Source organism: Accumulibacter sp. (assembly GCF_029255125.1).
Taxonomy (GTDB): domain Bacteria; phylum Pseudomonadota; class Gammaproteobacteria; order Burkholderiales; family Rhodocyclaceae; genus Accumulibacter.
In genome coordinates, this window is the sequence record NZ_JAPUVR010000133.1 from 1 (window position 1) to 12,579 (window position 12,579).

A 12,579-nucleotide genomic window follows, 5' to 3' on the forward strand; every position below is an offset into this window, starting at 1 on the left:
CGCGCTCGGAGTTGTACGCCTTGCTCCCCGGCCGCCACCGGTGCATTCAGTTCACTCAAACCCGCATGAATCGTTGTGCGCGACAGGCCAGTCGCCTTGGCAACCAAGGTGACACCTCCACGCCCGAGGCTTCGTGCCTCCGTCGCCGCCCAAAGGCGAAGCGTGGCCTCATCCAGCCTTCCACGCAGCGCTTGATACTTCGCTTCTATGGCTAACTCCTGCTCCATGCCGAAACCATAGGCCAATCATCACAAATGTTCAAGTTATTTTTGCTTAACGCCTTACTCTCGGCGTGCTGCTTGCCAGCCTGCCGGTGCGCGCCCTCGATGCGGGTGCTCCCGGCCTGCTTCCCGCTCCAGCGCAGCCGCAGGTCGTTCCCGACCGGGCGGCGGCGGAACGCGCGAAGCACGCCGAGGAAGCGCTCAAGCGCTGCGAGGCAGAAAAGCAGCGGCTGGCAGCGGAGAAACAGCGTCTCGAAAACGCGCTTGCCGAGAGCGAGCGGCGGCCACCGCGAGTGGTCGAAAAGCTCGTCGAAAAGCCGGTTCCGGACAGCGGCGCGGCAAAGCGCGCCGCGCAGAGCGAACGCGAAGCGCAGCAACTCCGCAAGGAGCTTGCGCAGTTGCGCAAGGATCTGGCTGAGGCGCGCGCGAACGCGGCACCGCCGCCGAAGTCCGCGCCGGTGGCGGCGGGCGATGCGGCGGCCGCGTGCTGGCGGGATGGGGCATGGGTATCGGGTTGCGGTTTTGCCGCGTACGCTGGGGGCCCGACGATGCGCGTGGTAGGGGGCGATTTGCGCTACCGGATGGGTTCGCCGGAGGCGGAGAAGGACCGCAGCACTGACGAAGGGCCGCAGCACGAAGTAGCATTCGCGCGTCGTTTTGCGCTGGCGGAGACCGAGACGACGGTGGCGCAGTACCTGGCGTGCGTCGAGGAGAAGGCGTGCGACGAACCTGAGTGGCGGCAGGCGGGCAGCGCATATCACTACCAGACGGGCACCGATACGTACTACCGAGACCGGGACGCGCACCTGTCGGACCGGCCGATCAGCGGGGTGAGTTGGCACAATGCGCAGCAGTACGTGCGTTGGCTGAGCGGCAAGGGTCAAGGGAAGTACGAGTTGCCGAGCGAAGCGATGTGGGAATACGCGGCACGTGGTGGAAGCCCGGGGCGGTGGTATTTTGGTGACGACGAAAGTCGGCTGGCGGAGCACGCGTGGTATGGGAACAACGCGGGGGGTAAGCTGCACGCGGTAGGCACGACGCAGCGCAAGGAGCACGCGTGGGGCTTGCGCGACATGCATGGCAATGTCTGGGAGTGGGTGGCGGATTGCTGGCATGACAACTACCACGGAGCGCCGGGCGATGGTCGGGTGTGGGAAGGGGGAGATTGTGGCCGGCGGGTGTGGCGCGGCGGCTCCTGGAGCCTCAATGCCAGGAACGCCCGCTCGGCCATCCGCGACAGGGTCGCGCCGGTCAACCGGAGCGGCCATGCCGGTTTCCGTCCTTCCCGGATGCTTCCGTAGCGGAGCGCAGGAAGCTGACCCCGTGGCTCCCTTACCCCTTTACCCCGTGATGACGATGACGAAGGAACTGCGATGAATCCACCTGATGAGATTGGTGTTGAGGAAAGAGGGGGTTCGGGGGCGCCAGCCCCCGAAAAAATTTTTTTGCCGCCGCGCGCCGCGCGCGCCGGCGTTGCGCTCGAGCGCGCGATGCTGTTCGCCACCTGGCTGGTGCCCGTGCTCGAGCGCTTTCCACGCAGCCAGCGCTTCCTGCTCGGCGACCGCCTGCAGACGCTGACGCTCGACATCATCGAGGGACTGATCGAGGCAACCTACCAGAAAGCACCCTGGGACACGCTGCACCGGGTCAATGTGCTGCTCGAAAAGCAGCGCGTCCTCTGTCGCCTGGCGTACAACCTGCGACATCTCGATGTCCGGCGTTACGAATTCGCCGCCAGGAAGCTCGACTGAGTTTTCGGCGACGATCCGCCGGCTCAAACGGCTGCCAAGTGGACCGGCGGGTGTTGCGCGGCGGCTCCTGGAACAACAATGCCAGGAACGCCCGCTCGGCCAACCGCAACAGGAACGCGCCAGACAACCGGAACAACAATGCCGGTTTCCGTCCTTCCCGTATGCTGCGTTGCAGAGTGCCTCGCCTCAAGGGTCGAAGCAGAGTAGCCGCAAGCATCCAGGCCGCTTGAGCAAGCGCAGCACCCCCCCGGCGTCCTGGCCCACACGGCTGGGCGACGCCGGGGGATCATTCTGCGCAATGGTGTGATCGGATCGCCGACCGAAGCGTCGCCAGCCAACACGCCGCACTGACCCGCGCCAAGCCGCGCTAAGCCACGCCGACCACGCGGCGCGGACGCAATTGCGGGCGCTCGGCGTCGCTTTCGCCGACGCCGAGCAGGCGGCCGGCGGCGTCGTAGACTCGATAGCGGCCTGGCGGCTGCGCGTCGCCCACCGGATTGCCGTGGCGGAAACGCAGTGCGGCGGCCTCGTCCAGATGCACTGCCGGCAGACCCTGCAGCAGGTGATCGAGCGGGAGCAGGCGGCCGGTCCTCTCTTCCGCGGAAAGCTCGGCGAGCGCGGCGAGCGGCAGCGCGTCGGTGACTTGCAGCGAACCGACCGCGGTTCGCCGCAGCGCGCTCAGGTGGGCGGCGCAAGCGAGCGCTTCGCCGAGTTCGACGGCCAGGCTGCGCACGTAGGTTCCCTTGCTGCAGCGCACGTGCAGGCGGCAGCGCTCGCCGCTGAAGTCGATCAGTTGCAGGCGGTGAATCGTGATCTGGCGCGCTGGCCGCTCGACTTCGATTCCCTGGCGCGCCAGCGTGTAGAGCGCGCGTCCCTGGTGTTTGAGCGCCGAATGCATCGGCGGAATCTGTTCCAGCGGGCCGCGCAGGCGGGCCAGTGCGTCGTTCAGCGCGGCAGCGTCGAAAGCGATCGGGCAGCGCCGGACGACGGCGCCGTCGGCGTCGCCGGTGTCGGTGGCGATGCCGAAGCAGACCTCGGCTTCGTAGGACTTGTCGGCGGCCAGCAGGTCGTGCGCGAACTTCGTCGCTTCGCCGAAACAGAGCGGCAGCAGGCCGCTGGCGAGTGGGTCGAGCGTTCCGGTGTGGCCGGCCTTGGCGGCGGAAAACAGCCGGCGCGCCTGTTGCAGCGCGGCGTTGGACGTGATTCCGGAAGGTTTGTCGAGCAGCAGGACGCCGTCTACCCGCTGCCAGGCTTTGCCGGCGGCCAAGTCAGCTCGGTTCGTCCGGATCGGACTGATGCGAAATCGCCACCGCTTCGTTGATCAGCTTCGACAACTGCGCACCGCGTTCGAGCGACTCGTCGAAGATGAAGTGCAGTTGCGGCGTCATGTGGATGCTGATCCGCTTGCCGAGTTCGCTGCGCAGGAAGCCGGCGGCGTTCTCCAGGCCCGCCTGCAGCGATGCCAGGTGGTCGCTGCCCGCCAGGCTGCTGAAGAAGACCTTGGCGTGCGCGTAATCCGGGCTGACCTGCACGTCGGTCAGACTGATCATGCCGACGCGCGGATCGCGCAGTTCGAGCCGGATCACTTCCGCCAGTTCGCGCCGGATCTGTTCGGCGATCCGGTCGCGACGAGAAAACCCCCGATGGTCGGCCATTTACAGCGTCCGCGCGATTTCGGTCACGTCGTAGACTTCGAGCTGGTCGCCTTCTTCGTAGCCGCTGAAGTTCTTCAGCGACAAGCCGCATTCGAAGCCGGCGCGAACTTCCTTGACGTCGTCCTTGAAGCGCTTGAGCGATTCGATTTCGCCGTCCCAGAGGACGATGTGCTTGCGCAGCAGGCGCGCGCGCGAGCTGCGCTTGATCAGCCCTTCGAGCACGTAGCAGCCGGCGATCGTGCCGATGCGCGTCGCCCGGAAGACCTGGCGGATTTCGACCAGACCGGTGATGTCCTCGCGCTTTTCGGGCGCCAGCATGCCGGAGAGCGCCGCCTTGACTTCGTCCACCGCGTCGTAAATGATGTTGTAGTAGCGGATGTCGACCCCGGCGGTTTCCGCCGCCTTGCGCGCACCGGCGTCGGCGCGCGTATTGAAGCCGATGATGACGGCTTTCGAGGCCTGCGCCAGGTGCACGTCGGATTCGCTGATCGCACCGACCGCGGCGTGGATGACGTTGACCTTGACTTCCGCCGTCGCCAGCTTCTGCAGCGACTGAACCAGCGCTTCCTGCGAGCCCTGCACGTCGGCCTTGATGATCAGCGCGAGTACCTTGGCTTCCGCTTCGTTCATCTGTTCGAGCAGCGTCTCCAGCTTGGCCGCCTGCTTCGTCGCCAGTTTGACGTCGCGGTACTTGCCCTGCCGGAAGAGCGCGATTTCGCGCGCCTTGCGTTCGTCGGCGAGGACCATCGCCTCCTGGCCGGCTGCCGGAACGTCGGACAGGCCGAGAATTTCGACCGGAATCGATGGCCCGGCTTCCTTGATGATCTTGCCGTTCTCGTCGAGCATCGCGCGCACGCGGCCGAAAACCGGGCCGGCGAGCAGCACGTCGCCCTGGTGCAGCGTTCCCGAGAGAACGAGCATCGTCGCCACCGGGCCGCGCCCGCGGTCGAGGCGCGCTTCGATGATCAGGCCGCGCGCCGGGACATCGCGCGCCGCCTTGAGGTCGAGCACGTCGGCCTGCAGGAGGACGTTTTCGAGCAGTTCGTCGATGCCGGCGCCGGTCTTCGCCGAAACGCTGACGAAGGGCGCGTCGCCGCCGTACTCTTCCGGAACGACTTCTTCGCCGACCAGTTCCTGCTTGACGCGGTCGGGCTGCGCGCCGGGTTTGTCGATCTTGTTGATCGCGACGACGATCGGCACGCCGGCCGCTTTCGCGTGGTGAATCGCTTCGCGCGTCTGCGGCATGACGCCGTCGTCGGCGGCGACGACCAGAATGACGATGTCGGTCGCTTTCGCTCCCCGCGCGCGCATCGCGGTAAAGGCTTCGTGTCCCGGCGTGTCGAGGAAGGTGACGACGCCGCGCGCGGTTTCGACGTGGTAGGCGCCGATGTGCTGCGTGATGCCGCCGGCTTCGCCGCTCGCCACGCGTGTGCGCCGGATGTAGTCGAGCAGCGAGGTCTTGCCGTGGTCGACGTGGCCCATGACGGTGACCACCGGCGCGCGCGTTTCGAGCGGAACGTCCTTGTGCTGCGCGTCGGCGTCGTCGAGATAGGCATCCGGGTCGTCGAGCTTGGCGGCGAACGCCTTGTGGCCCATTTCCTCGACGACGATCATCGCCGTTTCCTGGTCGAGCACCTGGTTGATCGTCACCATCGAGCCCATCTTCATCAGCGCCTTGATCACCTCGGTCGCCTTGACCGCCATCTTGTGCGCCAGGTCGGCGACTGAAATCGTTTCCGGCACCTGCACCTGATGGATGACCGGTTCGACCGGCAACTGGAAGGTGTGCTGTTCGTCTTCGCCGCCGGCGCCGCGCGCCGCGCGCTTGCCGTGCTTGGTGTCGCGCCAGCCGGTGGCACCGGTGGCGCCGCGCGTCTTCAGCCCGACGCGCTTGTTGGTACCTTCGCTCTTCCACTGGCCCTTCTTGTCGGCCGCCTTCTTCTCCGGCGCCTTCTTCTCCGGCGCTTTCTTGTCGGTCGCGGCGGGCTTGCCGGCCGGCTTGTGCAGCGTCTTGTCTTCCGCCGGCCGGTCGCTCGCCGTCTGCGCCGCCGCCTGCTTGGCGACGATGGCAGCCTTCGCGGCGACCGCTTTCTCTTCGGCGTCGAGCTTCAAGCGCGCCAGGTCGGCGCTGCGCTGTTGCTTGCTCTTGAACTCGGCTTCCTGGCGCGCACGCAGTTCGGCGTGTCGGCGCTCTTCTTCGGCGCGCAGGCGCTGCTGTTCTTCGCCGATGATCGAGGCGCGCGTGACGACCTTCTTGCCCGGCGCGCGGGTTTCGCCTGCCGCTTCCGGCTTGCCGGCGGCCGGCGCCTCGCCACGCGCTTCGGCTTTGGTTGGAGCGACCGGCGCAGCGGCGCTCGCGCCGGCCGGCGCGGCAGCGGCCGCAACGGTCGGCGCAGCCGGCGGTGCGACCGGCGCTGCCGCGGCGACCGGTGCCGCCGGCGGCGTGGCGACCGGCGGAACGCGTGGCGCTTCCGCTGCGACTTCCGGCAGGCTACGTTCGGCGGCCAGTGGCGGCTCGACGCGCGCTTCCGGCAGTGCTTCGGGTCGGGCGTCCGGACCGGCGTCCGGCCGCGCTTCGGGACGCGCCTCCGGGCGCGCTTCGAGCGTGTCGCGCTTGACCAGCACGCGCTTCTTGCGCACCTCGACCTGCACGGTATGCGCCTTGCCGTGCGCGTCCTGCGAACGGATTTCGCTCGTTTCCTTGCGCATCAGCGTGATTTTCGTCTTCGCCTCGGTACGCCCCCCGTGCGATCGGCGCAGGTAGTCGAGCAATTTCGACTTGTCCTGCTCCGACAGGATGTCCTCAGCTTGCCGCTTGGCCACGCCCGCCTTCTGCAACTGCTCGAGCAGCGCGCCAGCCGGCATTTTCAGCTGGGTGGCAAATTGGGCAACACTCGTTTGCGCCATGTCAGTTCCTCTCCCCCGCTTCAGCAAACCAGTGCGCGCGCGCCATGGTGATCAGTTGCGTGGCCCGCCGGCTGTCGATGCCGGTCATCTCGGTCAGTTCGTCGACTGCGAGATCGGCCAGGTCGTCGCGCGTCTTGATTCCGTTGCTGGCCAGTTTGCCGGCCAGCGCCTTGTCCATTCCCTCAAGGCTGAGCATGTCGTCGGCGACATCCTCGATTTTTTCTTCGGTGACGATCGCCTCGGTCAGGAGGACGTTGCGCGCCCGCTCGCGCAGTTCCTGAACGGTCGCTTCGTCGAAGGCTTCGATCTCGAGCATTTCGTGCAGCGGCACGTAGGCCACTTCCTCGATCGTCGAAAAACCCTCTTCGATCAGGATGTTCGCGACATCTTCGTCGACGTCGAGCTTTTCCATGAAGAGCACGCGGATGGCCGCAGCCTCGGCCTCGACGACCGATTTGGACTCTTCCTCGGTCATCAGGTTGATCGTCCATCCGGTCAGCTCGGACGCCAGGCGAACGTTCTGCCCGCCGCGGCCGATGGCGATCGCCAGGTTCTGTTCGTCGACGACGACGTCCATCACGTGCCTTTCCTCGTCGACGATGATCGAACTGACTTCAGCCGGCGCCAGCGCGCCAATGACGAACTGCGCTGGATCGGCCGACCAGAGAACGATGTCCACGCGCTCGCCGGCGAGTTCGTTGGTCACCGCAGTGACCCGCATGCCGCGCATGCCGACGCAGGTGCCGATCGGGTCGACGCGCTGGTCGTTCGACTTGACGGCGATCTTCGCGCGCATGCCGGGGTCGCGCGCCGCCGCCTTGATTTCGAGCAGGCCGTCGTCGACTTCCGGCACTTCGAGTGCGAACAGCTTGGCGATGAATTCGGGCGCGGTGCGCGAAAGGATCAGTTGTGGTCCGCGCGCGCTGCGGTCGATGCGCTGCAGGTAGGCCTTGACGCGATCACCGACGCGCAGGTTCTCGCGCGGAATCATCTGGTCGCGCGGCAGCAGCGCTTCCATCTTGCCGGTTTCGACGATCGCATTGCCGCGCTCCATGCGCTTGATCGTCCCGGTCACCAGGTGCTCCTTGCGCGCCAGGAAATCGGTCAGAATCTGCTCCCGCTCGGCATCGCGAATCTTCTGCAGGATGACCTGCTTGGCCGCCTGCGCGCCGATCCGGCCGAAGTCGATCGGTTCGAGCGCTTCTTCCAGGAAATCGCCGACCTCGACTTCCGGATCCTGCTCCTGGGCTTCCGACAAGGCGATCTGTTGCTCCTCGTCGAGGAAGTCGGCATCGGCAACGACTTCCCAGCGGCGAAAGGTCTCGAAGTCGCCGGTCTCGCGGTCGACGACGACACGCACGTTCGCATCATCGTGGATGCGCTTCTTGCTGGCCGAAGCCAAGGCCAACTCGAGCGCACCGAAGACAATGTCCTTGGTGACGTTCTTTTCGCGCGCCAGCACATCGACCAGCATCAAGATCTCGCGGCTCATTTCCTCATCTTCTCCTAAACCTGCCCGTCACTCGATTTCGCCAGATCAAACCGGGGAACCAGGCGCGCTTTGCCGATGTTTTCGGGAGCGAACTCGATTTCGTCCGCACCGACGCGCAGGCGCACCTGACCGTTCGCGATTCCCAACAGAAGGCCACTGAAGTTCCGCCGCCCAGCGAGCGGCAAGCGCAGCTTGAGGGTGATCTCGCACCCGGCAAAACGCACGAAATCGGCTTCCTTCCTGAGCGGCCGGTCGATTCCCGGCGACGAGACTTCCAGGCGCTCGTAATCGACGTTCTCCACCAGCAGCACACGCGAAAGCTGATTGCTCACCAGAGCGCAGTCTTCGACATCGACTCCGCGCGGCTTGTCCGGTCGATCGATGTAGACGCGCAGCAGCCGACCGCGCGGGCTGCGCTCGACGTCGACAAGTTCGTAGCCGAGGCCGGTCACCGTTTTTTCAAGAACTTCGTACACATCCATGGCCGCAAACAAAAAATGGGCGAAACGCCCATCCCCGAAAAAATTGCCCCAACAGGGGCGAGCGGAAAGCCGTTGGATTATAACGAAATCATCGGCGTGCGTAAATCGCCCTGCAGGCGCAAACGGGCACTAAGCGCCCGGCCGGGCGCGTAGCGGGCGGCCGGCGCCGGCCGGCGGCAGGCCGAAATCGACCAGCAGCTTGCGCACGTCGGCCTCGCCCAGCTCGCAAATCTGCCCGCGCCTGAGGTTCGGGGGAAGCACGAAGGGTCCGTAGCGGACGCGAATCAGACGGCTGACGACGACGCCGACCGCTTCGAACATGCGGCGCACCTCGCGGTTTCGCCCTTCGCTCAGCGCCACGCGGTACCAGCGATTGGCGCCCTCGCCGCCCGCCTCCTGAAAGCTGGAAAAACGCGCCGGCCCGTCGTCGAGTTCGATGCCGTCGAGCAGGCGCTGGCGCGCCTCGGCCGACAATTCGCCGAGAATGCGCACCGCGTACTCGCGCACCAGTTGGTAACGCGGGTGCATCAGGCGGTTGGCGAGTTCGCCGGAAGTGGTCAGCAGGAGCAGTCCGCTGGTGTTGAAGTCGAGCCGCCCGACGGCGACCCAGCGGCCGGAAGCCATGCGCGGCAGCGCGGTAAACACGTTCGGTCGATGTTCCGGGTCGTTGCGCGAAACGATCTCGCCTTCCGGCTTGTGGTAGAGGATGACGCGCGGCAGGCGGTCGGAAAAGCGCAGGCGAACGAGCTTGCCGTTGACTTTCACCCGGTCGTCGGCCGCCACCTGCTGGCCGACGTGCGCCGTTTCGCCGTTCACCACGACACGACCGGCGGCGATCATTTCTTCCATCTGACGCCGCGAACCGATGCCGCTTTGCGCCAGCACCTTGTGCAGACGTTCCGGTTTGGCAGAGACTTCCGGGTGGCGCGGCCGGCGCGCCGGGTGACCCGGCTTCTCCTGGCGCTGGCCGCGCCCGGATTCGCTGCGCTCGCTACGTTCGTTGCGTTCGTTGCGTTCGCTGCGTGCTGGCGCTGCCGGGCGCCGCGGCGCTGCCGGCGCTGCCGGGCGCGCCGGCGAACGCGCCGCGAGTGAGGTCTTGCGTGGCTTATTGGGGAGAGGCATCGGCGGGGTCCAGGTTGGGGTCGAGCTGCGCCAGCGGCGGCAACTCGGACAGGTTGCGCAGGCCGAGGTCGTCGAGGAACTTCTTGGTCGTGGCCAGCAGCGCCGGCCGGCCGGGCGTGTCGCGGTGGCCGACGACATCGACCCAGCCGCGCTCCTCGAGGACGCGAATCACCTGCGTCGCGACACCGACGCCGCGGATGTCTTCGATGTCGCCGCGCGTCACCGGCTGCCGATAGGCGATGATGGCCAGCGTTTCGAGCACGGCGCGCGAGTAGCGCGGCGGCTTTTCCGGTTTCAGCCGTTCGAGATACGGCATGTATTCGCCGCGCGTCCGAAAGCGCCAGCCGCTCGCCACCTGCAGCAGTTCGAGTGGCCGCTCGCGCCATTCGCCAGCCAGTTCGTCGAGCAGGCCGCGCAGAACCTGCGTGTCGAGCGGCTCGGCAAACGCGCGCCGCAGTTCGAGCAGCGACAACGGTTCGCGCGCGCTCAGGAGCAGCGCCTCGAGCACGCGCTTGGTCGCTTCCGGGCCGCCCGGCAGGGCCGGCGGCGGGCTGGCCTCAGGCGTCGTCGCTTCGCTCATCGCACAGACGCAGATAGAGCGGCGCGAAGGCTTCCGCCTGGGTCATTTCGAGCAGTTTTTCGCGCGCCAGTTCGAGCAGGGCGAGGAAATGGACGACGACCACCGGCGCCCCCTGGCCCGGATCGAAAAGCTGGCAAAACTCGACGAAGCCGCCAGCGACGCGCAACTGGCGCAGGATCGACGCCATATGCTGGCGCACCGAGAGTTCCTCGCGTTGCACCTGGTGGCGCGTGTGCAGCTTGGCCTGGCGCAGGATCGCCCGCCAGGCCGCCTGCAGATCGCTGGGATTGACTTCCGGCAAGCGGCGCAAGAGCGCTTTTTCGACCCACACTTCGACCCAGTCGAAGTCGCGCTCGGCCTGCGGCAATTCGTTCAGCTCGTGCGCCGCGCGCTTCATCTGTTCGTACTCGATCAGCCGCCGAACGAGCTCGGCGCGCGGGTCTTCCGCCTCGTCGCCGGCCACCGCACGCGGTCGCGGCAGCAGCATGCGCGATTTGATCTCGATCAGGATGGCCGCCATCAGCAGGTAGTCGGCCGCCAGTTCGAGGTTCTGTGCGCGCATCGCCTCGACGTAGACCAGATATTGCTCGGTGAGCAGCGCCATCGGAATGTCGAGGACATTGACGTTGGCCTTGCGAATCAGATAAAGCAGCAGGTCGAGCGGCCCTTCGAAGGCTTCTAGCATGACCGCCATCGCGTCCGGCGGTACATACAGGTCGGCCGGCAACTCGGCCAGCGGCTCGCCGTAGATGCGCGCCAGCGGCGCCGGCGCGGCACTCGCGGGAGCGTCGGTCGGCGCCTCGATCGTCGCGTTTTCGCTCATCGCACCCGCCGCCCCTGGCCGCTCGCCCCGGCTCAGCCGAAGTTCAGGCCAAGCGCCTGACGCACGTCGCGCATCGTCTCGCGCGCCAGATGTCTGGCCTTGCGATTGCCCTCGGCGACGATTTCGCGCACCAATTCTGGTTGCTCGATGTACTCCTGCGCGCGTTCGCGCATCGGCGCCTGCTCGCGCAGGATGGCGTCGATCACCGGCTGCTTGCATTCCAGGCAGCCGATGCCGGCGCTCCGGCAGCCCTGCTCGACCCAGGCGCGACAGGCCTCGTCGGAATAGACCTGATGCAGCGGCCAGACCGGGCAATTGGCCGGTTCGCCCGGGTCGTTGCGCCGGATGCGCGCCGGGTCGGTCGGCATGCGCCTGAGCTTGTGCGTCACCGACGCCGCGTCTTCGCGCAAGGTGATCGTATTGCCGTACGACTTCGACATCTTCTGGCCATCGACGCCGGGCATGCGCGCAGCGGCGGTGAGCAGCGCCGCCGGCTCGACCAGGATCATCTTGCCGGTCCCTTCGAGATGACCGCGCAGACGCTCGCGGTCGGCGAGCGAGAGCGCCGGCACCTCGTCGAGCAGGGCTTGCGCGCGCTCGATTGCCGACGGCTCGCCCTGCTCCTGGTAACGCGTGCGCAGTTCCTCGTAGCGCCGCGCGCGCCGTGCGCCGAGGCGGTTCAGCGCTTCCGCCACCTTTTCGGCGAAGCCCGCCTCGCGCCCGTAGAGGTGATTGAAGCGGCGCGCGATCTCGCGCGAGAACTCGATGTGCGGCACCTGATCCTCGCCCACCGGAACCTTGTCGGCGCGGTAGATCAGGATGTCGGCCGCCTGCAGCAGCGGGTAGCCGAGAAAGCCGTAGGTCGACAGATCCTTGTTTTCCAGCTTTTCCTGCTGATCCTTGTAGGTCGGCACGCGCTCGAGCCAGCCGAGCGGCGTCATCATCGAAAGGAGCAGATGCAGTTCGGCGTGCTCGGGCACCTGCGACTGGATGAACAGCGTCGCGCGTGCGGGATCGACGCCGGCCGCCAGCCAGTCGATGATCATCTCCCAGGTGGCGCCGACGATCCCCTGCGGATCGTCGTACTGCGTGGTCAGCGCGTGCCAGTCGGCAACGAAGAACAGGCAGGGATAATCGTTCTGCAACCTGACCCAGTTCTTCAACACGCCGTGGTAATGGCCAAGGTGCAGGCTGCCGGTCGGCCGCATGCCGGAAAGGACTCGTTGCGCGTACATGTTCTCCGCCTGAGCGCGTTCAGAAAGGCAACTGAAAGAGAAAACCGACCCCCTCCAGGACACCCTCGATGACCGGTGTCAGCAGGTCGGAGAGGAGGCCGGTGAACAGCAGTACGAGCAGGATCGGGAAGCCGAAACGCTCGAGCTGAGCGAAACGCCAGGCGGCAGCACGCGGCAGCAGGCTGACCGCAATCCGCCCGCCGTCGAGCGGCGGCAGCGGAAACAGGTTGAGCACCATGAGCGCCGTATTGACGGCGACGCCGACCTCGGCCATGCGCGTCATCGGCAGCGTGAAGAAGTTCTGCGGCAGC

At 66.6% G+C, this 12,579-nt stretch carries 12 protein-coding genes and 1 pseudogene; 2 read left to right on the top strand and 11 right to left on the bottom strand.

The features are described 5' to 3' along the window. Positions 1–227: pseudogene (locus Q1L59_RS14470) on the bottom strand (ISAzo13 family transposase); the annotation flags it as partial. Between the two features lie 65 nt (positions 228–292). Between Q1L59_RS14470 and Q1L59_RS14475 the strand changes: the two are divergent. Beyond that, entirely contained in the window at positions 293–1,522 is a 1,230-nt protein-coding gene (locus Q1L59_RS14475) for an SUMF1/EgtB/PvdO family nonheme iron enzyme (RefSeq protein ID WP_300333471.1), read from the top strand. 72 nt (positions 1,523–1,594) lie between these two features. Next, positions 1,595–1,972, top strand: coding sequence for a four helix bundle protein (locus Q1L59_RS14480; protein WP_300333474.1), 378 nt, complete (start codon positions 1,595–1,597; stop codon positions 1,970–1,972). A gap of 367 nt (positions 1,973–2,339) precedes the next feature. On the opposite strand, the gene truB is transcribed toward Q1L59_RS14480, so the two are convergent. From truB to Q1L59_RS14530, 10 genes are all read right to left on the bottom strand, one after another. Further along, on the bottom strand, positions 2,340–3,239 hold the full coding sequence (truB, locus tag Q1L59_RS14485) for a tRNA pseudouridine(55) synthase TruB (RefSeq protein WP_300333476.1): 900 nt from the start codon (positions 3,237–3,239) through the stop codon (positions 2,340–2,342). 1 nt (position 3,240) lies between these two features. Next, on the bottom strand, positions 3,241–3,627 hold the full coding sequence (gene rbfA, locus Q1L59_RS14490) for a 30S ribosome-binding factor RbfA (RefSeq protein WP_300333478.1): 387 nt from the start codon (positions 3,625–3,627) through the stop codon (positions 3,241–3,243). Beyond that, positions 3,628–6,534 carry a translation initiation factor IF-2 gene (gene infB / locus Q1L59_RS14495; protein WP_300333480.1) on the bottom strand — a complete coding sequence of 969 codons (2,907 nt, stop codon included), beginning with the start codon at positions 6,532–6,534 and terminating at the stop codon, positions 3,628–3,630. Position 6,535: 1 nt separating this feature from the next. Then, positions 6,536–8,026, bottom strand: coding sequence for a transcription termination factor NusA (nusA, locus tag Q1L59_RS14500; protein ID WP_300333483.1), 1,491 nt, complete (start codon positions 8,024–8,026; stop codon positions 6,536–6,538). Between the two features lie 14 nt (positions 8,027–8,040). Continuing rightward, on the bottom strand, positions 8,041–8,508 hold the full coding sequence (gene rimP / locus Q1L59_RS14505) for a ribosome maturation factor RimP (RefSeq protein WP_300333485.1): 468 nt from the start codon (positions 8,506–8,508) through the stop codon (positions 8,041–8,043). A gap of 129 nt (positions 8,509–8,637) precedes the next feature. Beyond that, on the bottom strand, positions 8,638–9,630 hold the full coding sequence (locus Q1L59_RS14510; RefSeq protein ID WP_300333487.1) for a pseudouridine synthase: 993 nt from the start codon (positions 9,628–9,630) through the stop codon (positions 8,638–8,640). After that, positions 9,614–10,210: an SMC-Scp complex subunit ScpB gene (scpB, locus tag Q1L59_RS14515; protein ID WP_300333490.1), complete on the bottom strand. Its 597-nt coding sequence runs from the start codon at positions 10,208–10,210 to the stop codon at positions 9,614–9,616. The genes Q1L59_RS14510 and scpB overlap by 17 nt, the downstream gene beginning before the upstream one ends. Next, a complete protein-coding gene (locus Q1L59_RS14520; RefSeq protein ID WP_300333492.1) occupies positions 10,188–11,033 on the bottom strand; it encodes a ScpA family protein in 846 nt (281 codons plus the stop codon). Before Q1L59_RS14520 ends, scpB begins: the two co-directional genes overlap by 23 nt. A 32-nt stretch (positions 11,034–11,065) precedes the next feature. After that, complete coding sequence (locus Q1L59_RS14525) at positions 11,066–12,268, bottom strand: tryptophan--tRNA ligase (RefSeq protein ID WP_300333495.1); 1,203 nt, start codon at positions 12,266–12,268, stop codon at positions 11,066–11,068. A 19-nt stretch (positions 12,269–12,287) separates the two neighbouring features. Continuing rightward, positions 12,288–12,579: site-2 protease family protein (locus Q1L59_RS14530; RefSeq protein WP_300333497.1), on the bottom strand; the 292-nt coding region annotated here is incomplete at its 5' end.

What these genes read in the sequence shown, in the direction of transcription:
- scpB (WP_300333490.1), bottom strand. Translation starts at nt 10,210, where the DNA reads ATGAGCGAAGCGACGACGCCTGAGGCCAGCCCGCCGCCGGCCCTGCCG.
- nusA (WP_300333483.1), bottom strand. Translation starts at nt 8,026, where the DNA reads ATGAGCCGCGAGATCTTGATGCTGGTCGATGTGCTGGCGCGCGAAAAG.
- Q1L59_RS14520 (WP_300333492.1), bottom strand. Translation starts at nt 11,033, where the DNA reads ATGAGCGAAAACGCGACGATCGAGGCGCCGACCGACGCTCCCGCGAGT.
- rbfA (WP_300333478.1), bottom strand. Translation starts at nt 3,627, where the DNA reads ATGGCCGACCATCGGGGGTTTTCTCGTCGCGACCGGATCGCCGAACAG.
- Q1L59_RS14510 (WP_300333487.1), bottom strand. Translation starts at nt 9,630, where the DNA reads ATGCCTCTCCCCAATAAGCCACGCAAGACCTCACTCGCGGCGCGTTCG.
- Q1L59_RS14525 (WP_300333495.1), bottom strand. Translation starts at nt 12,268, where the DNA reads ATGTACGCGCAACGAGTCCTTTCCGGCATGCGGCCGACCGGCAGCCTG.
- Q1L59_RS14480 (WP_300333474.1), top strand. Translation starts at nt 1,595, where the DNA reads ATGAATCCACCTGATGAGATTGGTGTTGAGGAAAGAGGGGGTTCGGGG.
- infB (WP_300333480.1), bottom strand. Translation starts at nt 6,534, where the DNA reads ATGGCGCAAACGAGTGTTGCCCAATTTGCCACCCAGCTGAAAATGCCG.
- rimP (WP_300333485.1), bottom strand. Translation starts at nt 8,508, where the DNA reads ATGGATGTGTACGAAGTTCTTGAAAAAACGGTGACCGGCCTCGGCTAC.